The organism is Phenylobacterium sp. (assembly GCF_037189685.1).
Taxonomy (GTDB): Bacteria; Pseudomonadota; Alphaproteobacteria; order Caulobacterales; family Caulobacteraceae; genus Phenylobacterium.
Window position 1 is genome coordinate 40,231 of record NZ_JBBCIT010000027.1, and the last position, 18,952, is coordinate 59,182.

An 18,952-nucleotide genomic window follows, 5' to 3' on the forward strand; every position below is an offset into this window, starting at 1 on the left:
GCGCCCCCTCCGTCCGGCGTCGCCGGCCACCTCCCCCGCCATGCGGGAGAGGACCTTGAGACGCTGGCCTCTAGAAGCCCGCCTCGAACGCCTTGAGCAGGCGTTCGTGACGCCACTGTTCGCGGGCCTTCTCGCTGCCGGCGAGGAAATCGGCGCAGGCGCCCCTGGGCGTCTCGGCGCCGATCTGGCGGGCGCAGGCGCGGACCGGCTTGCGGTAGACGTTGGGATCGCTCCAGAGCCCCTCGCCGGGCAGGAAGCCGAAGGCGATGGCGTTGCGGGCGGCGGTCTTCAGGTCGGCGTAGGTGGCCCCGTTGCGGACCGCCAGCGCATAGTCGCCGGACAGCTCGTGACGGGTGATGCCGGAATCGTCGGTCGAGAGCGCCACGGGCACCCCCATCTTGCGGAACCAGGCGTAGGGATGGTCCTCGGGCGCGATCTCGAGGATCGTCGCGTTCGAGACCATGTTCACCTCGACCAGCACGCCGCGGGCCGCCATGTCGCGGGCGGTGGCGACGGCGCCGGTCTCGTGCGGCAGGGCCACGCCGTGGCCGATGCGCCGGGCCCCGGCGGTGCGCACCGCCTCGCGCACGTGGCGGGCGAAGGGCTCGGGCGCCACCAGCTTAAGCGTCAGTTCGCCGGCGTGCAGGGCGGCCGGGACCTTGCGGCCCTGGTCGGTCAGTTCGGCCACGATCCGCATGTGGGTGTCGTAGTGGGCGACCGCGTCGGGGCTGTCCTCGGGCGCCACCAGTTGCAGGCCCACCCAGCGCGGGTCGGCCGCGATGGTGGCCACGCCGAGCTGGAGCTGGGCCATCGTCTGTTCGGGCGGCCCCTGGCGCATGGCCTGGAACAGGAAGCGGACGGTCACCTCGCAGCCGCGCTTCGCCTGCGGCGTCTCGCACCGCATCACCTCGCGCGCGCGGCGCAGCATGGCGTCGGTGTCGGCGATGGCGGCCGGGACCAGCTTCTCCAGCCCCGCCTCGCTCAGCGCCGCGCGGGTCGCGGCCACGTCGCCTCGCCAGCCGACGCGGGCGCCCAGGACGCGCGAGGCGACGAACTGCGGCGTCACCATCAGCTCGGCGTAGAAGGTATTCTGGCGCGCCAGGCCTTCCAGGGTCTCGGCCAGGGCGTCGCCCTGGCGCTTCGGCAGCATCCCGCGGCGCGCGAAGGCGGTGAAGAACTGGTCATGGCCCGAGCGGCCGCGGAAACCCGGCTGGCGGGTCGACAGGCTGTCGAGCAGCGCCGAACGCAGCGCCTCGTCGGCCTTGACCTGCGCCGCGGGCCGCAGGGTCTCGCCCCCGCAGGCCAGGCGGATGGCCAGCTCGGCCACGTCGACGCAGAGGCCGTCCTCGACCGCCCAGTCCAGGAGGAGTTCGCCGGGCGTGCCGCCGCCCAGGTGGTTGTGCAACTCGCCGCCCTTTGGAAAGGCCTTGAGGAACACGGCCAGTTCGGCGGCCCCCATCCTCGACAGGTCAGGGGCGGCCGCAGCCGCCGGCGTCGCCAGCCCCAGCCCGACGGAGATGGCGAAGGTCGCGAGGAATCGTCTCATGGCCGCAGACCGCCCGAGCCGGCGGGCAGGGTCAAGCTTGCGGTGGCGCGGCCCACGGGATTGGCCTCCAATGCGGCATGGACGCCGCAGACCTGATCGCCCGCCTGGACCTCCGGCCGCACCCCGAAGGCGGGTGGTACCGCGAGACCTGGCGCGCGGCGGCGACCCTGCCCGACGGACGGGCGGCGGCGACCGGGATCCTGTTCCTGCTGGAGCCGGGCCAACGGTCGCACTGGCACCGGGTGGACGCCGAGGAGATGTGGATCCACCAGGCCGGCGCGCCGCTCCGGCTGCTGACGGCGCAGGGCGCAACGATCACCGAGACGCGGCTGGGAACGGGCCCCGGCGAACGCCCGCAGCATCTGGTCCGCACCCGCGAGTGGCAGTCGGCCGAGGCCGACCGCGGCTGGGGCCTCGTCGCCTGCGCGGTCTCGCCCGGCTTCCGCTTCGAAAGCTTCGAGCTGGCCCCGCCCGGCTGGAGCCCTACCGGAACAGGCTGACGACGTAGGGGATCAGGAAGACGGTCAGGGAGCCGACGAGCCCGGCCAGGAGGATGCGATACGCCCAGCCCAGGTAGCGGTACTTCTTGAACGCGAGCACCCGGCCGTTCTGGTAGATGTCGTGGGCGAAGGTCTCGAAGGTGGTGCGCTGGTCGCCGGCCGCCTTCAGCAGGCGCTCGACGAACTCCGGCTCGGAGAGCTGGGTGAACGAGCCGAAGAACAGCAGATTGGCCGGGCCTTCGGGCCGCGGCGGCGTCTTCACCGAGGGCAGCACCGCCAGAACCGCCAGGCAGGCCGCCGCGAAGGCCGCCGCCCCCAGCACCAGCAGCGGAAGCGGCCGGGCCCCGGTGTTGGCCATGCTGATCGTCACCGTGAAGATGACGAACGAGGCCGCCAGCAGCATGTTGGCCTTCTGGTCGGCCATCTGGCTGAGCTGGTACTGCGTCTGCATGGCCGTCCGCATCAGGTGGACGGAATCCGGCGGGAAACCACCCCGCGGATCGGGCGCCTTGTCCGTGCTCATGATCCCCGCTTCCCCCGCCTGCTTCCCGCAGGCCTCCCCCGCGCGCGCCCCCGGCGCCTTGAACCTTCAGCCGCCCAGACGGCCTTCAAACGCGAAGGCCTCGACCGGATGCCGAAGACTCGGAATCTCGCGCGACCGGTACGGCTCGTCCAGTATCGATGCGTCGGTCGGCCGCCCCACCGCGATGGCCGCCTCGACCTGGTAGTCGGCCTCGGGCGCGCCCAGCACGTCATGGGATCGGGAAACGTCGAACCCGGCCATGCCGTGGGCCGCCCAGCCGATGCGGCTGGCCTGGAGCGCAAGGCAGGCCCAGGCGGCGCCCGCATCGAACGAATGGCTGCGAACCGGCGACGGATCGCGGCCGGGCGTGCGCCGGAAGCGGTCGGAGACGAGGTACATCAACACCGAGGCGTGCTTCGCCCAGGCCTGGTTGTAGGGGATCAGCAGGTCGAACAGCGGCGTCCAGGCCGGCGTGCCCGCATGGGCATAGACGAAGCGCCACGGCTGGCCGTTGAACGCCGAGGGCGCCCAGGACGCCGCCTCGAACAGCGACAGGAGCAGATCCTGCGGCATGGGTTCGCCGGTGAAGGCCCGCGGCGACCAGCGCGCCAGGAACATCGGGTCCGTACCGTGGAGGGCCGTACGGCCGTCGGCGGGCGTGCTCATTTCGGCGCTCCGATGTGGGCGATGGAGGCGATCTCGACGAGGAAGTCGGGCCTCACGAGGCCGCACTGGATGCAGAAGCGGGCGGGTTTATCGCCGGGGAAGAACTCCGCATAGACCTTGTTGATCGCGGCGTAGTCGGCCCAGTCCTTCAGGAAGATGTGGTTCATGGTCACATCGTCCATCGTTCCGCCGGCGGTTTCGATCACCGAGCGGATGGTTTCCAGCACCTGGCGGGTCTGGCCGGCCGCGTCACCCGCGTGGGCGACGTTGTTGTCCTTGTCGAAGGCCAGAGTCCCCGAGACGTAGACCACGCCGTCGGCCAGCGTGCCGGGCGAGAACGGAGCGATGGGCGTGCCGGTCCCCGGTGGGGTGACGACGGTCTTGGGCATGGCGGTCTTTCCTCAGCTTGGGGGCGGCGTCTGGCCGACCGCGCCGCAGAACTCGGCCGTGCTGGACACCCAGCCGAAGAACGACTCGACGTTGTAGACGGTCGCCGCCTGCAGGAAGGGCGGGCCGGCCTGGTGGGTGGCGTCCTCGATGAGCACGCCGAAGTACTCGCGGTGGTAGCCGTCGCGAAGGGTGCTCTCGACGCAGACGTTCGTGGCGATGCCGCAGAAGGCCAGGGTGCGGACGCCCCGGGCCCGCAGAACCGAGTCGAGCGCCGTGTTGTAGAAGGCCGAATAGCGCGGCTTCTCGATCACGATGTCGCCGGGCTCGGGCGTCAGCCGGTCGACCAGGGCGTAGTCCCACGTTCCCCTGGCCAGCAGCTTGCCCTTCAGGTCGGGACGTTCGCGCATGGCCTTGAGCGCGTTCGACTTCCACCAGTTGGGCGAGCCCGGGCCGCCGGCCTCCACGTAGTCGGGGTCCCAGCCGTTGCGGAAGAACACGACCGTCACGCCCGAGCGGCGCGCCGTCTCGACCAGCAAGGCGACCTTCTCGACCACCGCGGCGGCGCCCCCGATGTCGAATCCGGCTAGGTCGAGGTAGCCGCCCAGGCTGGCGTAGGCGTTCTGCATGTCCACCACCAGCAGCGCCGTGGCCGCGGGATCGAGCGGCAGGTTCTCGGGCCGCGCCGGCAGCGTCACCGCGCCGGGGACCGGGACGGTGGACCTATCCATGTGCGTTCCCCGCCCGCACATGGCGGCGGCTCCTCATCAGGGGCTGGATCCTCGTCCCGAAGGCCTCCACGCCCGGCACGAAGTCATCGAACACCAGCAGCACCCCCGCCGTCCCCGGGACGTCGGCCACCTCGTCCAGCATGCGGGCCACGCTCGCGTGGCTGCCCACCAGCGTGCCCATGTTGAGGTTCACCGCCGACTCCGGCGCGGCGAGCTGGGTGGTGTTGGTGTTGGACGTCCCGCCCTGGGCGTTGGGGGCGGCCTGGTCGGTGAGCCAGGCCAGCGCCGCGTGGTCGGCGCCGTCGCGGTAGAGCTTCCACCTGGCGAGCGCGGCGGCGTCGGTCTCGTCGGCGATGATCATGAAGAGGATGTACGAGGCGACGTCGCGGCCGGTCCTGGCCCCGGCCGCTTCCAGCCGCTGGTTCACGGGCGCGAAGGCGGTCGGGGTGTTGGTCCCCTTGCCGAGCGCGAAGGAATAGTCGGCGTGCTGCGCCGTGAACGCCAGGCCCTCGTCGGACGAACCGGCGCAGATGATCTTCACGCCGGGCGTCGGACGGGGACTGACCCGGCAGTCGGTCATCTGGAAGTAGCGGCCCTTGAAGTCCGAGACGCCGGTCTCCATCAGTTCCTTCAGGATCGTGGCGTATTCGGCCAGGTAGCCGTAGCGGTCGCGATAGTGGCTCTCGCCGGGCCACAGCCCCATCTGGTCGTACTCGGCCTTCTGCCAGCCGGTGATCAGGTTGATCCCGAAGCGGCCGGGCGCGATCGAGTCGATGGTGGAGGCCATGCGCGCCGCGATCGCCGGCGGCAGGGTGAGCGTGGCGGCGGTGGCGAAGAGCTTGATGCGGTCGGTCACGGCCGCAAGGCCGGCCATCAGGGTGAAGCTCTCGAGGTTGTGCTCCCAGAACCCGGTCTTCCCGCCGAAGCCGCGCAGCTTGATCATCGAGAGCGCGAAGTCGAACCCGTGGCGCTCGGCCGCCTGGACCACCGCCTTGTTGAGTTCGAAGGTCGGCATGTACTGCGGTGCGGTCTCGGAGATGAGCCAGCCGTTGTTGCCGATCGGGATGAAGACGCCGATGTCCATGCATGCCGCCCCTCTCCGCGGCCGCCCAGTTGGCGCCGCGCCGGCTCCGGGCGCAAGCGCGCGCGAGGGGCGTGACGGCGATTGCCTTACGCACGAACAGCGGCCGGGCGCTACCAGCCGGGCAGGTCGGGGCCGCGCGTCCAGTCCGGCGGCTCATAGGGATTGAGGCCGCCGTCGAGAAGACAGCGCCAGATGCCCTCGGCGTCCTCGGCGAAGCGGAACAGCTCGAGGTCGCGCGGACTGATCATGCCGGCCGCGGCGAGGGCCTCGAAGTTGATCACCCCGCGCCAGTAGGCCTCGTCGAACAGCACGATGGGGATCGGCGGCGCCTTGCCGGTCTGGCGCAGCGTCAGGATCTCGAACAGCTCGTCCAGGGTGCCGAAGCCGCCCGGGAACACCACCAGGGCGTTGGCCCGCATGGCCAGGTGCATCTTGCGCATGGCGAAGTAGTGGAACCGGAACGTCAGCTCGGGCGTGGAGTAGACGTTGGGCGCCTGCTCGTGGGGAAGCGTGATGTTCAGGCCGATGGAGGGCGCGCCGACATCGTGGGCCCCGCGGTTGGCCGCCTCCATGATGCCCGGCCCGCCACCCGTGCAGATGACGTTGTGGCGCTCCGAACCGCCGTCCAGCAGAGCGCCCCCCTCGCGCGACGCCAGGGCGCCGAAGGCCCGCGCGGCGCCGTACCAGCGCGGATGGGGCTCAGGCCCGCCCTCGTGGATCCGCGCGCTGCCGAAGACGACGATGGTGGAGCGCACGCCCCAGGCTTTCAGCGCCTCGTCCGCCTTGGCGAACTCGAGCAGGAAGCGGACACCCCGCATCGACGGGCTGAGGATGAAGTCGGGGTCCAGCGACGCCAGCCTGTAGGTCGGCGAGGCCGTCTGGAGGGTGACGGGTTCGGGCGGGACAACAGGCGGCGCGTTCATCGCGCCAGCTTAGGCCGATTGCGGCGCCGGCGTCAGCGCAGTCGGAACATCCCGCCCGGCCAGCCTCAGACGCCCTTGAACGCCGCCGCGATCGTCGCCTTCAACGCCTCGGCCACGGGCGGGACCAGGGCCGGGGAGACGCAGCGCAGGTCGTCGTTGCGGGCGTGGTGATAGCGGTGCGAGCCGAAGATCCCCATGGCGCGGGGGTAGCCGGCCTGGAGGATGCTGGCCAGTTCGCCCGCCGCCAGCTTCGGGTCGGCCGCATAGACCGCCTCCAGGCCCGGGAGCCCGGAGAAGGCGGCGCGGGCGGCCTCCACATGGGGCGGGCTGACCAGCAGGTAGCGCTGGGAATCGGCGCCCGGCAGCGGGCTGAGCATCGTCCCGCGTTCGTGCCAGTCGCGGGCCGCGACATTGGCGCCGATGTGGACCCAGAGCGCCGTCTCGCCCGGCTTGGGCGCCAGGTCGTGGATGTAGAGTTCGCCGCCCTGGTACTCGTACTCGTGGCCGCTGGTGGCCACGAGGGCGAGGTTGGCCGGCAGCTTCGAGCGCGCCGCCCAGGCGACCAGCAGGCGCCAGACCGCCAGGCCCGAGCCGCGCTCGCCCATGCAGCCGAACCACCCCGACCTCGGCGTCGACAGCACCAGCCACGACGGGGCGCCGCGGTCCAGGCGGGCGGTGACGTTGAAGGCCGGCCGGCGGAACGAACGGCCGGGCATCCGCAGGAGACCGCGCGCGCCCGCGGCCGCAGCCTTGAGGAACGGCTCGGCGTCGCGCGGCGCCAGGACGGCCACAGGCCGGTCGAACAACGGACGATCGGCCGGCGCGTTCAGGGCCAGCGCCTCGCCGGTCGGCCCCGTGGTGACCACCACCACCGCCGAGGCGCCGGCGGCGATGGCCGCCTTGACCCGCGCCTCCACGAAACCCAGGGCGGTGGACCAGCGCGCATAGGGCAGGACCAGCAGCGCGATGCCGGGCCCGTTCCGTCCCGAGCCGGCGAGGTAGAGCGGCCCCTCGACGCCGTCCGCAGGCGTCGGGACCACGATGGCCTGGGGGATCAGCGTCGCCCTGGCGTCGCCGGCGCCGAGCGTGGCCTCGCCCTCGTAGGCGGGCGCCTGGAAGGCCTGCCGGCCGGTCGCATAGCCCAGGGCTTTCAGCTCCGCCTCGATCCAGGCGCCGCAGGCGTCGTCCCCGGGCCCGCCCGAGGCCTTGTCTCCGAAAGCGTGGTAGCGCTCGAGGATGCGTTTCGCCTCGGCCTCGTCGCCAGGATCGGCGGCTTCGCGGGAAGCCGCCTGGGCCGCGGCCGGCGCGGCGGCGGCGAAGGCCGCGGTCCCCAGGACGGCGCGGCGGGTGGCGGAGAGCGGGCGTTTCATCGGCATTCCCGCACGCTACTTCAAGCCGTCGACGGGCGCGATGGGCGTGGGCGCCCCGCATCGCGGCGCCTTCACATAGCCGTCCCCGGCGGCGTCGACGCGGCGCGGCAGGTCGCACATCGCCATCAGTGCGGCGGCGTCGTCCTTCAGGTAGGCGTCCCAGAAGCGGATCGTCTCGGCCTTCACGATCTCCATCTGAGCGGGATCTTCCGGCTTCAGGCCGCCGAGACGCACCCGGCGCCCGCCGAACAGCGCATGGTCGGCGCCGTCGAGGATGACGAGATACTGGTCCGCGCCCGTGATGGCCTGGAAGGGCGTGGAGCGCTCGAAGGGCGATTTCTCCAGGTCGAAGGGCGTCACGTCCTCGGTTCCGGTGACGTGCAGGACGGGGGTCTTCACGCGCCGGAACGCCTCGCGCGGGTCGTCCCCGCGCGGCTTGTTGGGGCTGTAGGCCACGGCCGCCCTGATCCGGGGTTCGGCATAGCGGGTGTCCCCCGGCGCCGCCGGCAGCCGCTGGCCCACGGCCGTGAGGGTCGAAAGCGCACCATACGAATGGCCCGACATCCCCACGCGGGCGAAGTCGACCTTGCCCTTCAGCGCAGGCTCGGCGGCCAGGCGGTCGAGGGCGAAAGGCAGGTCGCCGTATCGTCCCCGGGCGGCGGCGGGCGTGATGGCGGGCCGGCCCGCGTCCACGACCCCCGATCCGGTGGAGGGGCGCCCCCCGGACAGGATGGCGCTGTCGGACCCGGCGTGCTGGAGCGTCGCGACCACATAGCCGGCCTCGGCCACGGCGTTCAGGATGTATGCCGAAGCCTCGCGATTGCCGCCCAGGCCGTGGGAATGCACCACCAGCGGGAACGGCCCCGATCCCTCGGGCAGGTACAGCTTGTAGGGAACGACCCGGCCCTCGCGGGCCGGATCTGTCCATTCGCCGTAGCGCACCTCAACGCCGGCGGCCACGGCGGGCCGGAACGCGGCGGCGGCAAGCGCCGCCGCGATGACCAGGGCGCGTATCACCAGGCGTACCGGACCTGGGCGCCATAGGTGCGCGGAAGGTTCCAGCGGCGCGTCGTGGGCGCATCGAAGACGATGTAGGATTCGTTCCCCGCGTTGTTCGAGTACACCGACAGTTCCAGGCCGTCCTTCTGCACGCCCGCGCGGACGTCGAAGATCTGGTAGTCGTGCAGCAGCGGCGTCTGGGCGATCTCCTGCACGCCGCCCCAGCGACCATTGCCCTTGATGTTGAAGAAGCCGGTCCAGTCGTTCACCAGGTCGCGCCGGTAGTTGAGGTTGAACGTGGCGGTCCAGTCGGGCCGTTGCGGTCCCTTCTTGCCGGCGTCAGGCCCGGACTTGATCTCGCCGCCCTGGCGCGAACCGCCGATCTGGAGCCGCGCCACGCCGCCCAGCACCTCGCGGACAGCCGTCAGCTCGGCCTCGAAGCCCCAGAGGCGGGCCTTGCCCGCGTTGAACGCGAACGGCGTCGCCTGGACCGGGCACGACACGAGACCGACGCGGCAACCGTTGTCGCCCTGCACCAGCAGGTCGTCCACGTTGGTCCTGTAGGCGGCGAGGCTGAGGAACACGCGCGGCGCGATGTCGCCCTTCAGGCCGACTTCGTACGACATCGCCTTCTCGTCGCCGAACGTCGGCGGGATCGGGATCGGTTGCCGCGGGTCGCCCAGGGCGAGGTTGAAGCCACCGGCGCGGTAGGCCGTGCCGATCTTGCCGTAGGCCAGCCAGCCCGAGAGCTTGTACGAGGCGGTGACGTTGTAGCTGAAGTCGTCCGTCTCGCGCTGGGTGTCGATGGCGAAGCCCGCGCCCGAGACCCGGCCGGTGCCGAAGTCGAACCTGTTCGACAGCAGTTCCTTGTCGTCGCGGGTGTAGCGGCCCTCGGCCGTGACGTTGAACGCTTCGGTGACGTCGTAGCCGACCGAGCCGTAGGCGGCCCAGGACACGAAATCCAGGCGGCTGACCCCGACGGTGCCGAACGAGAACCCGTTGGCCGCGGTGGGCGGCCCCGCCAGGGTGTTCTGGTACTTGTCGTTGAGGTCGTAGTACTCGAAGCCGGCCAGCCAGTTGAAGCCACCCACCTTCTCGCCGACGATATGGACGTCCTGGAAGAGGATGCGGGCATAGTCGTTCTGCGAACCGCCCAGATCGGTGGAGCCCGGCGCCCCGCCCGGCGCGATCAGGCCCTGGGCGCGGATGCGCGCGATGAACTCGGGCGAGGTCGCGTCACGGTCGTAGGCGTTCTGCGACCGGCGCTCGCGGAGCGCCGTGGTCGAGGTCAGCGACGCCCAGCCCAGGTCGTACTCCAGCACCAGTTCGGCATAGTTGATCTGCTGCTTGGCCGAGGACGGGTGGTTCCATTCGACGTCGTACTTGTCCTGGAAGACCCCGCGCGGGTAGGTCGCATTCGTACCGGCCGGGATGAGCAGCTGGTACATCAGGCCCGGAAGCTGGTCGCGGCCATGCTCCAGCAGCAGGTTGGCGCTGAACGGGCCGTTGTCGTAGCGGACCTGCCCGCGATAGATCTCGGTCTCCTGCCGGTCGAAGTATTCGTCGCGGACGGGATTGTAGTAGAAGCCCTTGTTCTGCTTCATCAGGTTGGCGCCGAAGCGGACCGCCCAGTTCTCGTTGATGGGCTGGTTGACGACGAGCTGCCCCTCGAAGCGGGAATTGTTCGCCGCCTCGAGCAGGGCATAGCCCTCCTGCCGCTGGGTCGGGCGCGCCGACACGATGTTGATGGCTCCGCCCACGGCGTTGCGGCCGTTCAGCGCGCCCTGCACGCCGCGCAGGGCCTCGATGGCGCCCACGTCGAAGAAGTCGGGCTTCGAGAACGTGCGGCCGCCCACGTAGCCGCCGCCCACATAGACGCCGTTGCGATAGAGGCCCACGGCGGCGTCCGCCGAGGTGGCGCGGCTGGTGCCCGATCCGCGGATCGAGACCTCGGAGGTCACCGGGTTCGACGTATTGGCGAAGTTCACCGCCGGCACGTTGCTGAGCAAGGCCTGGGTGTTGGCGATGCCGCCCATCGCCCGGATCTGCTCGGCGCCGATGGCGGTGCCCGCCGCCGGAATCTCGCGGAGGCTCTCCTCGCGCTTGCGCGCGGTGACCAGGATTTCGTCGATCTCGACGGCCCCCTGTCCTTGGCCCTGGCCCTGTCCTTGGCCCTGCGCCCACGCAGGCGCGGCGATCGCCGCGCACAGCACGGCCAGTGAGACGTCTCGGATGGTTCTACGCGCGTTCATGATCCCCTCGTTTCAGGTCGCCCAGGGGATCGAAGCCGCCACGCCCAGACGGCCGGCCGCGCCCTCCCCTGATCCGCCTCTCATGTCCCGTTACCGGGCGGTGACAGTGACGCCACGCTACTCCAGCCGCCGGGCGCGCCGCCAATGCCTGCAGGGTCTGGAACCATGCCGCCCTGTCCGCTTGACGCGCGCGAGACCGCTGCCGGACAGTGCCGCCATGACGAATATCGACCGCAGGGGATGGATCGTCGGCGCGGGCGCCGCCCTCGCCGGATCACTGGCCGCGTCCTCGGCGGCGCAGGCCGCATCCGGAAAGGTCGCGCCCGGAAAGGCCACGAACGCACAGGCGGCGAACGGACGGGAGGGCCCGGTGTACGACTATCTGTTCCTGGATTTCGAGGCGCCGCCGTCGGCGCGGCCCGCGGCCGACTACGCCAAGCAGCTTTCGGCGCGCGCCGCCCAGGTGCAGGGCGCGGGCGGCCAGCTCCTGGGTCTCTTCACCCCGCAGCTCGGGTGGCATGCGGGCCAGGCGGCGCTGCTGGTGGGCTGGGCGCCCGGCGCGGCGTCACGCGAGGCGGTGGTGAACGAACTCTCGGCCCTTCCGGGCGTCCGCTCGGTGCGGCGTGACCGGCTCGAGGCCACCGCCCGCCCGGCCGCCGGCGATCGCCCGCGCGCGGGCGGCATCTACGTCCACCGCTGGTTCGTTATCGAGACGCCGTCGCTGGACGAGGTGGTGTCGCTCTCGACCCTCGGATGGAAGGACTTCGAGGCCAAGTTCGACACGAACATCTTCGGTCTGTTCCGCGCCGCGCCGAGCGCCGGGGACCAGGCCGGCGGACTCACGCGCCTGCTCCTCCTGACCCGCTACGGCGGCCACGGCGTGTGGGAGACGTCACGGGATCCCTCCACCGAGGCGATGGCCGCCTTCGGCCGCCGCCAGAAGCTGACGGTCGACACCTGGGCGGCCAGCACGCTGCTGACGCCGCTCTAGGGCGCGAAGCTGGATCGGCCCTGGATGCCCCAGCGGCCGTCCTGCCGCGTCACGATGTAGATGGAATCGAAGCCGCCGATGACGCTGCCGTCCTTGCGGTAGCGGCTGAACCGGGTGTCGATGTGCACCTTGTCGGCGCCGGCATGGATGACCTCGCGCCGTTCCCAGGCCGAATGATCCCATTCGGTCAGCGCGCCCGTGCCGAACATCTGGGGCTTGTGGTAGCCGGGGTTGATGATCGTGACGGTCCCGGACGCGAAGCGGACGTGCGGGAAGTTGAACGTCTCCTCGAAGGCCTTCAGGTCGCGGGCGTTGAAGGCCGTCATGAACGCGTCGAGCCGCGCCTGCGCGGCGGCGATCTCGGCGGCGAACTCGGCGTGCTCGGGCTTCACGGGCGGCGCTCCGACCCCGCGGCCCAGCGCCGGACCCGCGGCGGCGAGGGCGAAACCGGCGCCCAGCAGGGCGTCCCGACGGCTGACCATGAAGTCTTCTCCTTGCGTTCTCTCGTCATGGGAGCGCCCCCTCGGTGTCGAAGGGCCACTCCTGTTCGGGCGAATCCAGATTGAGCAGTTCGGCGGCGTTGTGCCGCCAGGCGCGGATCATCTGCCCGCACCACCGCAGGAACATCTCGTCGCGGGCCGGGTCGCCCTTCTCCACCCAGTAGGCCAGGGCGTCGTTGCAGAACGAGATCATCGGATCGAGCGACAGCTCCAGCAGCGGCGGGCGCTCCGCGGGCGGCGGCGGGCGTTCGGGATGCCAGAGCAGGGCCCGCAGGCGCTGGCCGGTGCGCTTGCGCAGGGCCTGGTGCGCGGCATGGTAGGCGGGGTTCTGGTTGCCGTGGCGCACCAGGAGGATGAACCCGTCCTCGAACGACCGCGCGGCCAGCAGCGCCTTGCGCATGCCGCCGCCATAGCCACGCCAGGGCTTGGCGTCCTGTTCCTTCAGCCGATGGATGGTCTCGGCGAAGATCCCCTGGATGAGGGCGTCCTTGGAGGGGAAGCGGCGATAGAGCACCACCTTGGTGACGCCGGCGGCGGCGGCCACCTGCTCCATCGTGGCCCGCGCCAGCCCGTGCTTGCGGAACACCGCGGCGGCGACCCGCATGAACTGCTGCCGCCGCACGGCCTCGCGTTCCGTGACCGGCGGATCGGTGTCGTTCGCGGCAAGCGGCTGAGGCAGGGTCGAACTCCATAGGTGCGTCGCCAGCCTTGCACAGCCACGCCGCCCCCGCCACGCCATCGACGGATAGCCGGAGGCTATGAACGCGCATCGGCGATGCGAAATCAGGGATAGAGCTTGACCAGCTCGCCTTCGACCTCACGCACGGACTGGCGCATGCTGGTCCATTGCGGCGGGACGTTGCCCTTGTCCCAGGCTTCGATCCTGGCCTTGAGCTTCGCCACGACGTCGGGGCGTGTCGCAGCGAGGTTCGTCGTCTCGCCCGGATCGGCCTTCAGGTCGTAGAGCATCACGAAGTGGCCGCGCGGCGAGAGTTCCGCCTTCACGCCTTCGGGCGTGACGCGCGCTGCGTTGCTGGCCACTTCGGACGGCTCGGCGCGATTGATCATCCACATCTTCCAGTCCCCGTCGCGGATCGCGAAGTTCACGCCGGAGCGCCAGTAGAGCGTGGGATGCGGCGCGCCGGCGTCCTTGCCGGTGAGGTAGGGCATGAGGTTCACGCCGTCCGCCCCCCTGGGCATCGCGCCGCCCGCCAGCGCCGCCGCCGTGGGGGCGATGTCCAGGCTGGAGATCACCCGCGTCTCCACCTTCGGCTCGATGTGGCCCGGCCAGGCCATGATGAAGGGCACGCGGACGCCCCCCTCCAGGTGCATGCCCTTGTATCCGTTAAGCGGCGCATTGGTGCAGGCGTCGCCGATGTAGCCCGCGCAGCCGTTGTCCGAGAGCAGGATGATCACGGTGTCCTTCTCGAGGCCCTCGGCCTTCAGCTTGGCCCGTAGCGCGCCCACGCTGTCGTCCAGCGACGAGACCATGGCCGCGTAGACCCGCTGGCCCTTGTTCTCGATGTGCCTGTAGCGGTCGACGTACTTCGCCGGCGCCTGCAGCGGCGTGTGCGGCGTGGTGTGGGCCAGGTACAGGAAGAACGGCTTGTCCTTGTTGGCGCCGATGAACCGCACCGCCTCGTCGGTGAAGGCGTCGGTGAGATATTCCTTCACCTCCACGACCTCGCGGCCGCGCGTGATGGGCGCTCTCTCGCGCAGCCTCACCATCTGCTCGGCCTCGGAACCGGACCCCAGGCCAGCCCCGCCTTCCACCGTACCGTACGACCCCTCGGCCCCCCGGGGGGTATGGAATTCGTCGCCCGGCTTCGTCTCGACGATGAAGGCGTTCGCGCCCGCCGTCGTGCCGAAGAACTGGTCGAAGCCCCGGGCGACGGGGTGGTAGCCGCCCGACTCGCCCAGGTGCCATTTGCCGACCATGCCGGTGCGATAGCCGGCCTTCTGCATCACCTGGCCGATGAACACCTCGTCCAGCGAGACCCCGCTGGTGCGGTCGCGGCCCACGGGGTTGAACTCGTAGCCGAAGCGGGTCTGGTAGCGCCCGGTCAGCAGGGCCGCCCGCGACGGCGCGCAGACCGGATGGCTGACATAGCCCTGGGTGAAGCGCACGCCGTCCGCCGCCAAGGCGTCGATGTGAGGGGTCTTCACGAACGTGCTGCCGTAGACTCCGGTGTCGCCGTAGCCCAGGTCGTCGGCCAGGATCACGATGACGTTCGGCTTGCGCGCCGGCGCGGCGTGAGCCGGGGCCGCCGCCAGGACGAGGCCGAGGGCGGCGGTGGCGACGAGGGACTTTCGCATCGTTCCGGACTCTCCAGGTTTCGCCGCCGAGACTAGTCCGAACCTCGCCACCGATCTGCCCATGGCCCCTTCACCGTGCTATAGCCCCCAGGCATGGAATTGAGGCACCTCGAACAGATTCTGGAGATCTGTCGCGCCGGCGGATTCAGCGGCGCCGCGCGCCGGCTGGAGATCTCGCAGCCCACCTTGTCGAAGAGTATCGCGCGGCTGGAGACCCAGCTTTCGGTGAAGCTGTTCGAGCGGAGCGGCGGCGCGGCGCGACCCACGGCCTACGGGGCGTTCGTCGCCCAGCGGGCCGAAGCCCTGCTGCAAGGGGTGGCGGCGCTGTCGCGCGACCTCGAGCAACTGGCCCGCGGCGAGGAGGGCCGCATCCGGATCGCCGTCGGCCCCGCCTCGCGGTTGCGTCCCCTGCCCCAGCTCCTGCGGCAGGTCGCGGTGCGGTTCCCCAGGCTGCACGTCGAAACCATCCAGGAGACGGGCCCGGGCGTGATGACGGCGCTGCAGGACGGCCGGGTCGATATCGCCTTCGGCTATTCCGAGCACGCCGCGCGCTACGGCGAACTGATCCGCAAGAAGATGTTCGAAGACCAGATCATCCTGGTCGCGCGTCGCGGGCACCCCGCGCTGGCGCTGGCCGAGGCGGGCCCGCGCGAACTTCTGGCCTGGCCGATGGCCCTGCCCAACGTGCTGCCCGGCGTGGAACTCTGGGCCGGCGAGCTGACGCGCGAGGAGGCCGAGAACCTGCGCGCCTTCGTCAGCGACGACTATTCGCTGATCATCCAGCGGGCGCTCGACACCGACACCATCGCCATGGGCGCCTCGTTCCTGTTCGAACCGCACCTTCGCGACGGACGGCTGGCGCAGGTGCGCTCCACGCTGGCGGTGCCCTACGCCTGCTGGATGCTGACCACCGCCGAACGCTGGCGCTCCCCCCTCGTCAAGGCGATGGCCGAACTCTCCCGCGCCGCCATGCGCGAGACGCCCTAAGCCGCCACGCCCTGATAGCCAGGGACTATGGAATTCCGCCGTGATCGTGACGCGTCCGAAACGACGCCGCCGCGATCCCCGGCCAGGATGCCGCAAGGATCGGACACGGAGGTACGGGATGGGCTGGAGACGGGTCGCAGGCGCCGCCGGGCTGGCGCTGCTGGCTGCCGGCTGCATGGGGGGACCGCCCCGCGGCGGACCCGGTGGGCCGGGAGGGCCGGGCGGCTTCGGCCCTCCGGGCGACAGGTCGGGCGGTGGCGGGCTGGGCGGCGACGGGCCGATGCGGTCCCGCGAACAGCTCTTCATCAGCCCGTCGGGCCAGCCCTTCCGCGCGCCGCCCGGCCGGCCCTATCCCAGCGCCGCCTGGTTCGCAGGGGCCGACCGGGACGGCGACGGCCGCCTGACACGCGACGAGTTCCGCGCCGACGCCCTGGCCTGGTTCGCGGTTCTGGACCGCAACGGCGACGGCCAGATCGGCATGCCCGAGGTGACCTGGTGGGAGGAGGAGGCGGTTCCCGAGATCACCCGCGAGGACATCGCCGCGGGCCCCGGCAGCGGGCGACGGCCATCACCGCGCGGCGGGAACGCGGGCAGCCGCCGGCAGGGCGCGGCCTTCTACAGCCTCATCAACGAGCCGCACCCGATCCGCGGCGCGGACGCCGACTTCTCGATGGGGGTGAGCCGCGCCGAATGGCTGGCGGCGGCCGACCGCCGCTTCCGGCTCCTGGACCTGGACGGCGACGGGATCGTGCTGGCGACCGACCTGCGCCCGACGCCCGCCCAGGCGATGTCCGCGCCCCAGGGCGGCCGGCGACGCTGACCGCGACTGGGCGCGCCCCGCTACTGGGCGCCCCCGTCCACGCGCACGATGGCGCCGGTCGTGAACGACGACATGGGGCTGGCCAGGTAGAGGGCCGTGGTCACCACTTCCTCGGGGCGGCCAGGGCGGCCCAGGGCGTTGTCGGCGTGCTCGCGCGCCTCCTCGGTCCAGGCCTTGGCGATGTCGGTGAGGAAGGGTCCGGCCGACAGGGTGTTGACCCGGACCTTGGGCCCGTACTCGTGCGCCAGCGAGACGGTCATGGCGTTAAGCGCCGCCTTGGCTCCCGAATAGGGCACCACACGCGGGAGCGGATTCAGCGCGCCCGACGACGAGACGTTGATGATGACGCCCCCCTCCCCGTCCGACATCCGCTTGCCGACCACCGAGGCCAGCCGGAACGGTCCCTTGAAGTTCAGGTTCAGCACGCTGTCGAAGAGCTGCTCGGTCACCTCGTGGCTGGGCATGGCGGGCGACATGCCCGCGTTGTTCACCAGGATGTCGATGCGGCCGAACGCGGCGTAGGCGGCCTCGACCAGCCGGTCGATGTCGTCCCAACGGCCGGCGTGGACCGCGACGGCCAGGGCGCGGCGGCCCATCGCGCGCACCTCGTCGGCCACCGCCTCGCAGGCCTCCAGCTTGCGGCTGGCCACGACGACGTCGGCGCCCGCGGCGGCGAAGGCGCGCACCATCTCCAGTCCCAGGCCGCGGCTGCCGCCGGTGACCAGCGCCACCTTGCCCGACAGGTCGAAGAGTTCGTTGGGTGTCATGGGGGCTCCGGTTGCGGGCGATCAGGCGCCGGCCGGGGCCTTGCCCCAATAGGCGTCGCGGATGAGGCGCTTGTAGAGCTTGCCCGTCGGGTGCCTCGGCAGCTCGGCCATGAAGTCGATGCGGCGGGGCAGCTTCACCGCCGACAGGTTGGCCCGGCAGAAGGCCGTCAGTTCGGCCGCGAGGTCGTCGCCGGGCTCGACCCCGTCCATCGGCTGGATCACCGCGACCACCTGCTCGCCCATTTCGGGATCGGGGGCGCCCACCACCGCCGCATCGGCGACCTTGGGGTGGGTGATCAGCAGGTTCTCGATCTCCTGCGGATAGATGTTCACGCCGCCCGAGATGATCATGAAGCTCTTGCGGTCGGTCAGGTAGAGATAGCCGTCCTCGTCCAGCCAGCCCACGTCGCCCAGCGTGGTCCAGCCCTCGGGATGGGTGCTCTCGGCCGTCTTCTCGGGGGCGTTGTGGTACTCGAAGCGGCCGCCGCCCGCGAAATAGACCAGGCCTTCGGCGCGCGGCGGCAGCACCTCCCCGTCCTCGCCGCAGATCTTCACTTCCACAGGCGCCGTCGCGCGGCCGACCGAACCCCTGTGCGCCAGCCACTCATGGGAATCGATCACCGTGCGGCCGTTCCCCTCGGTGCCCGCATAGTATTCGTGGATGATCGGCCCCCACCACGCGATCATCTGCTCCTTGACCGGGACAGGGCACGGCGCGGCGGCGTGGAACACCACCTTCAGGGAATCGTGGCCGTACCTCGCCCGCACGTCCTCCGGCAGTTTCAGCATGCGGACGAAGTGGGTCGGCACGAACTGGACGTGGGTGACGCCGTGGCGCTCGATGAGCCTCAGACAGTCCTCGGCGTCGAACTTCTCCATCAGGACCACGGTCCCGCCCAGCCGCTGGACGTTCATCGACCAGCCCAGGGGCGCGGCGTGGTCGAGCGGCGCCGGCGAGAGATAGATGGTCTGGTCGTCCATGCCGTAGCCCTCGCGGGCCCAGGCCGTCAGGGCCTCTCCCTCGATCAGCGAGCCGCCGCTCAACGCGCGCTTGACGCCCTTGGGCCGGCCCGTCGTGCCGGAGGAATAGAGCATGGCCGCGCCCGGCGTCTCGTCGGGCACGGGAGTCGCCGGATGGCGCGCCCGCTCGGCCTCGAAGCCGGCGAAGGGCGCGACCGGTTCGTCGGCCATGAAGAGGGCCAGCCCTCCGACCGCCCGGGCGGCCTCGGCGGCGACATCCGCCATCGCCCGAGAGGTCACGAACGCCTTGGCCCCCGAGTCCTGGAGGATGTAGGCCACCTCGCCCGCGGTGAGGCGCGAAGAGATCGCCGTGTAGCGCAGCCCGGCCCGCTGCGCCGCCCACAGCACCTCGTAGTAGATGGGGTGGTTCTCCATCATGATCGCCACCCCGTCGCCGACGCCGAGGCCCAGGGCGCGGAAGAGCTGCGCGCCCTGGTTCGACCGGTCGTTCAGCTCGCGGTAGGTGACGACATGGCCGCTCCCGGCCATGACGAAGGCCGGCTTTTCAGGCGTCAATCCCGCGTGGACGTACGGATGCATGGGCCGTCCCCGGCTTGCGGCGCGACCGCC

Annotated in this window: 19 protein-coding genes; 4 read left to right on the forward strand and 15 right to left on the reverse strand. The window is 71.1% G+C overall.

Annotation, left to right across the window (positions count from 1 at the left end; all coding sequences use genetic code 11):
* Positions 1-70: 70 nt before the first annotated feature.
* Positions 71-1,546 carry an adenosine deaminase gene (locus tag WG212_RS15445; protein WP_337188001.1) on the reverse strand — a complete coding sequence of 492 codons (1,476 nt, stop codon included), beginning with the start codon at positions 1,544-1,546 and terminating at the stop codon, positions 71-73.
* A gap of 77 nt (positions 1,547-1,623) precedes the next feature.
* Between WG212_RS15445 and WG212_RS15450 the strand changes: the two genes are divergently transcribed.
* Positions 1,624-2,046, forward strand: a complete 423-nt coding sequence (locus tag WG212_RS15450) for a cupin domain-containing protein (protein WP_337188002.1) — start codon at positions 1,624-1,626, stop codon at positions 2,044-2,046.
* Here the strand turns inward: WG212_RS15450 and WG212_RS15455 are convergent.
* The 9 genes from WG212_RS15455 to WG212_RS15495 all read right to left on the reverse strand — a co-directional run bounded on the left by WG212_RS15455 (position 2,030) and on the right by WG212_RS15495 (position 10,981).
* The gene (locus WG212_RS15455) at positions 2,030-2,569 is read right to left on the reverse strand and encodes a Pycsar system effector family protein (protein ID WP_337188003.1); all 540 of its coding nucleotides are present in this window, start codon (positions 2,567-2,569) and stop codon (positions 2,030-2,032) included. The two genes, WG212_RS15450 and WG212_RS15455, sit on opposite strands and share 17 nt — an antisense overlap.
* A 66-nt stretch (positions 2,570-2,635) precedes the next feature.
* A complete protein-coding gene (locus WG212_RS15460; protein WP_337188004.1) occupies positions 2,636-3,235 on the reverse strand; it encodes a nitroreductase family protein in 600 nt (199 codons plus the stop codon).
* Positions 3,232-3,624 carry a pyrimidine utilization protein C gene (rutC, locus tag WG212_RS15465; RefSeq protein WP_337188005.1) on the reverse strand — a complete coding sequence of 131 codons (393 nt, stop codon included), beginning with the start codon at positions 3,622-3,624 and terminating at the stop codon, positions 3,232-3,234. The genes WG212_RS15460 and rutC overlap by 4 nt, the downstream gene beginning before the upstream one ends.
* 12 nt (positions 3,625-3,636) lie before the next feature.
* Positions 3,637-4,353 (reverse strand): pyrimidine utilization protein B, encoded by a 717-nt coding sequence (rutB, locus tag WG212_RS15470; RefSeq protein WP_337188006.1) that lies wholly within the window; start codon positions 4,351-4,353, stop codon positions 3,637-3,639.
* Positions 4,346-5,437, reverse strand: coding sequence for a pyrimidine utilization protein A (gene rutA, locus WG212_RS15475; RefSeq protein WP_337188007.1), 1,092 nt, complete (start codon positions 5,435-5,437; stop codon positions 4,346-4,348). Before rutA ends, rutB begins: the two co-directional genes overlap by 8 nt.
* A gap of 110 nt (positions 5,438-5,547) precedes the next feature.
* Entirely contained in the window at positions 5,548-6,360 is an 813-nt protein-coding gene (locus WG212_RS15480) for a TIGR00730 family Rossman fold protein (protein ID WP_337188008.1), read from the reverse strand.
* A 65-nt stretch (positions 6,361-6,425) separates the two neighbouring features.
* Complete coding sequence (locus WG212_RS15485; protein ID WP_337188009.1) at positions 6,426-7,736, reverse strand: hypothetical protein; 1,311 nt, start codon at positions 7,734-7,736, stop codon at positions 6,426-6,428.
* Positions 7,737-7,745: 9 nt separating this feature from the next.
* Positions 7,746-8,747: a hypothetical protein gene (locus WG212_RS15490; RefSeq protein WP_337188010.1), complete on the reverse strand. Its 1,002-nt coding sequence runs from the start codon at positions 8,745-8,747 to the stop codon at positions 7,746-7,748.
* Positions 8,744-10,981, reverse strand: a complete 2,238-nt coding sequence (locus tag WG212_RS15495) for a TonB-dependent receptor (protein WP_337188011.1) — start codon at positions 10,979-10,981, stop codon at positions 8,744-8,746. The genes WG212_RS15490 and WG212_RS15495 overlap by 4 nt, the downstream gene beginning before the upstream one ends.
* A 217-nt stretch (positions 10,982-11,198) precedes the next feature.
* Between WG212_RS15495 and WG212_RS15500 the strand changes: the two genes are divergently transcribed.
* Entirely contained in the window at positions 11,199-11,972 is a 774-nt protein-coding gene (locus tag WG212_RS15500; protein ID WP_337188012.1) for a hypothetical protein, read from the forward strand.
* Here WG212_RS15500 and WG212_RS15505 read toward each other — a convergent pair.
* From WG212_RS15505 to WG212_RS15515, 3 genes are read right to left on the reverse strand one after another with little or no spacing between them, the layout of a single operon-like run.
* Entirely contained in the window at positions 11,969-12,454 is a 486-nt protein-coding gene (locus WG212_RS15505) for a hypothetical protein (RefSeq protein ID WP_337188013.1), read from the reverse strand. The two genes, WG212_RS15500 and WG212_RS15505, sit on opposite strands and share 4 nt — an antisense overlap.
* 25 nt (positions 12,455-12,479) lie before the next feature.
* Positions 12,480-13,211, reverse strand: coding sequence for a helix-turn-helix domain-containing protein (locus WG212_RS15510; RefSeq protein WP_337188014.1), 732 nt, complete (start codon positions 13,209-13,211; stop codon positions 12,480-12,482).
* Between the two features lie 44 nt (positions 13,212-13,255).
* Complete coding sequence (locus WG212_RS15515) at positions 13,256-14,788, reverse strand: sulfatase (protein ID WP_337188015.1); 1,533 nt, start codon at positions 14,786-14,788, stop codon at positions 13,256-13,258.
* A 93-nt stretch (positions 14,789-14,881) separates the two neighbouring features.
* Here WG212_RS15515 and WG212_RS15520 point away from each other — a divergent pair, with 93 nt between their 5' ends.
* Both WG212_RS15520 and WG212_RS15525 read left to right on the forward strand, forming a co-directional pair.
* A complete protein-coding gene (locus WG212_RS15520) occupies positions 14,882-15,775 on the forward strand; it encodes a LysR family transcriptional regulator (protein ID WP_337188016.1) in 894 nt (297 codons plus the stop codon).
* A gap of 118 nt (positions 15,776-15,893) precedes the next feature.
* Positions 15,894-16,595, forward strand: a complete 702-nt coding sequence (locus WG212_RS15525; protein ID WP_337188017.1) for an EF-hand domain-containing protein — start codon at positions 15,894-15,896, stop codon at positions 16,593-16,595.
* 20 nt (positions 16,596-16,615) lie between these two features.
* Here the strand turns inward: WG212_RS15525 and WG212_RS15530 are convergent, their stop codons facing one another.
* Entirely contained in the window at positions 16,616-17,362 is a 747-nt protein-coding gene (locus tag WG212_RS15530; RefSeq protein ID WP_337188018.1) for a glucose 1-dehydrogenase, read from the reverse strand.
* A 21-nt stretch (positions 17,363-17,383) separates the two neighbouring features.
* A complete protein-coding gene (locus tag WG212_RS15535; RefSeq protein WP_337188019.1) occupies positions 17,384-18,922 on the reverse strand; it encodes an acyl-CoA synthetase in 1,539 nt (512 codons plus the stop codon).
* Positions 18,923-18,952 lie beyond the last annotated feature (30 nt).

Coding starts and splice junctions, on each gene's coding strand:
- WG212_RS15535 (WP_337188019.1), bottom strand. CDS start 18,922: ATGCATCCGTACGTCCACGCGGGATTGACGCCTGAAAAGCCGGCCTTC.
- WG212_RS15445 (WP_337188001.1), bottom strand. CDS start 1,546: ATGAGACGATTCCTCGCGACCTTCGCCATCTCCGTCGGGCTGGGGCTG.
- WG212_RS15515 (WP_337188015.1), bottom strand. CDS start 14,788: ATGCGAAAGTCCCTCGTCGCCACCGCCGCCCTCGGCCTCGTCCTGGCG.
- WG212_RS15450 (WP_337188002.1), top strand. CDS start 1,624: ATGGACGCCGCAGACCTGATCGCCCGCCTGGACCTCCGGCCGCACCCC.
- WG212_RS15485 (WP_337188009.1), bottom strand. CDS start 7,736: ATGCCGATGAAACGCCCGCTCTCCGCCACCCGCCGCGCCGTCCTGGGG.
- WG212_RS15510 (WP_337188014.1), bottom strand. CDS start 13,211: ATGGCGTGGCGGGGGCGGCGTGGCTGTGCAAGGCTGGCGACGCACCTA.
- rutB (WP_337188006.1), bottom strand. CDS start 4,353: ATGGATAGGTCCACCGTCCCGGTCCCCGGCGCGGTGACGCTGCCGGCG.
- WG212_RS15495 (WP_337188011.1), bottom strand. CDS start 10,981: ATGAACGCGCGTAGAACCATCCGAGACGTCTCACTGGCCGTGCTGTGC.
- WG212_RS15525 (WP_337188017.1), top strand. CDS start 15,894: ATGGGCTGGAGACGGGTCGCAGGCGCCGCCGGGCTGGCGCTGCTGGCT.
- WG212_RS15480 (WP_337188008.1), bottom strand. CDS start 6,360: ATGAACGCGCCGCCTGTTGTCCCGCCCGAACCCGTCACCCTCCAGACG.
- WG212_RS15520 (WP_337188016.1), top strand. CDS start 14,882: ATGGAATTGAGGCACCTCGAACAGATTCTGGAGATCTGTCGCGCCGGC.
- WG212_RS15455 (WP_337188003.1), bottom strand. CDS start 2,569: ATGAGCACGGACAAGGCGCCCGATCCGCGGGGTGGTTTCCCGCCGGAT.
- WG212_RS15460 (WP_337188004.1), bottom strand. CDS start 3,235: ATGAGCACGCCCGCCGACGGCCGTACGGCCCTCCACGGTACGGACCCG.
- WG212_RS15505 (WP_337188013.1), bottom strand. CDS start 12,454: ATGGTCAGCCGTCGGGACGCCCTGCTGGGCGCCGGTTTCGCCCTCGCC.
- WG212_RS15530 (WP_337188018.1), bottom strand. CDS start 17,362: ATGACACCCAACGAACTCTTCGACCTGTCGGGCAAGGTGGCGCTGGTC.
- rutC (WP_337188005.1), bottom strand. CDS start 3,624: ATGCCCAAGACCGTCGTCACCCCACCGGGGACCGGCACGCCCATCGCT.
- rutA (WP_337188007.1), bottom strand. CDS start 5,437: ATGGACATCGGCGTCTTCATCCCGATCGGCAACAACGGCTGGCTCATC.
- WG212_RS15500 (WP_337188012.1), top strand. CDS start 11,199: ATGACGAATATCGACCGCAGGGGATGGATCGTCGGCGCGGGCGCCGCC.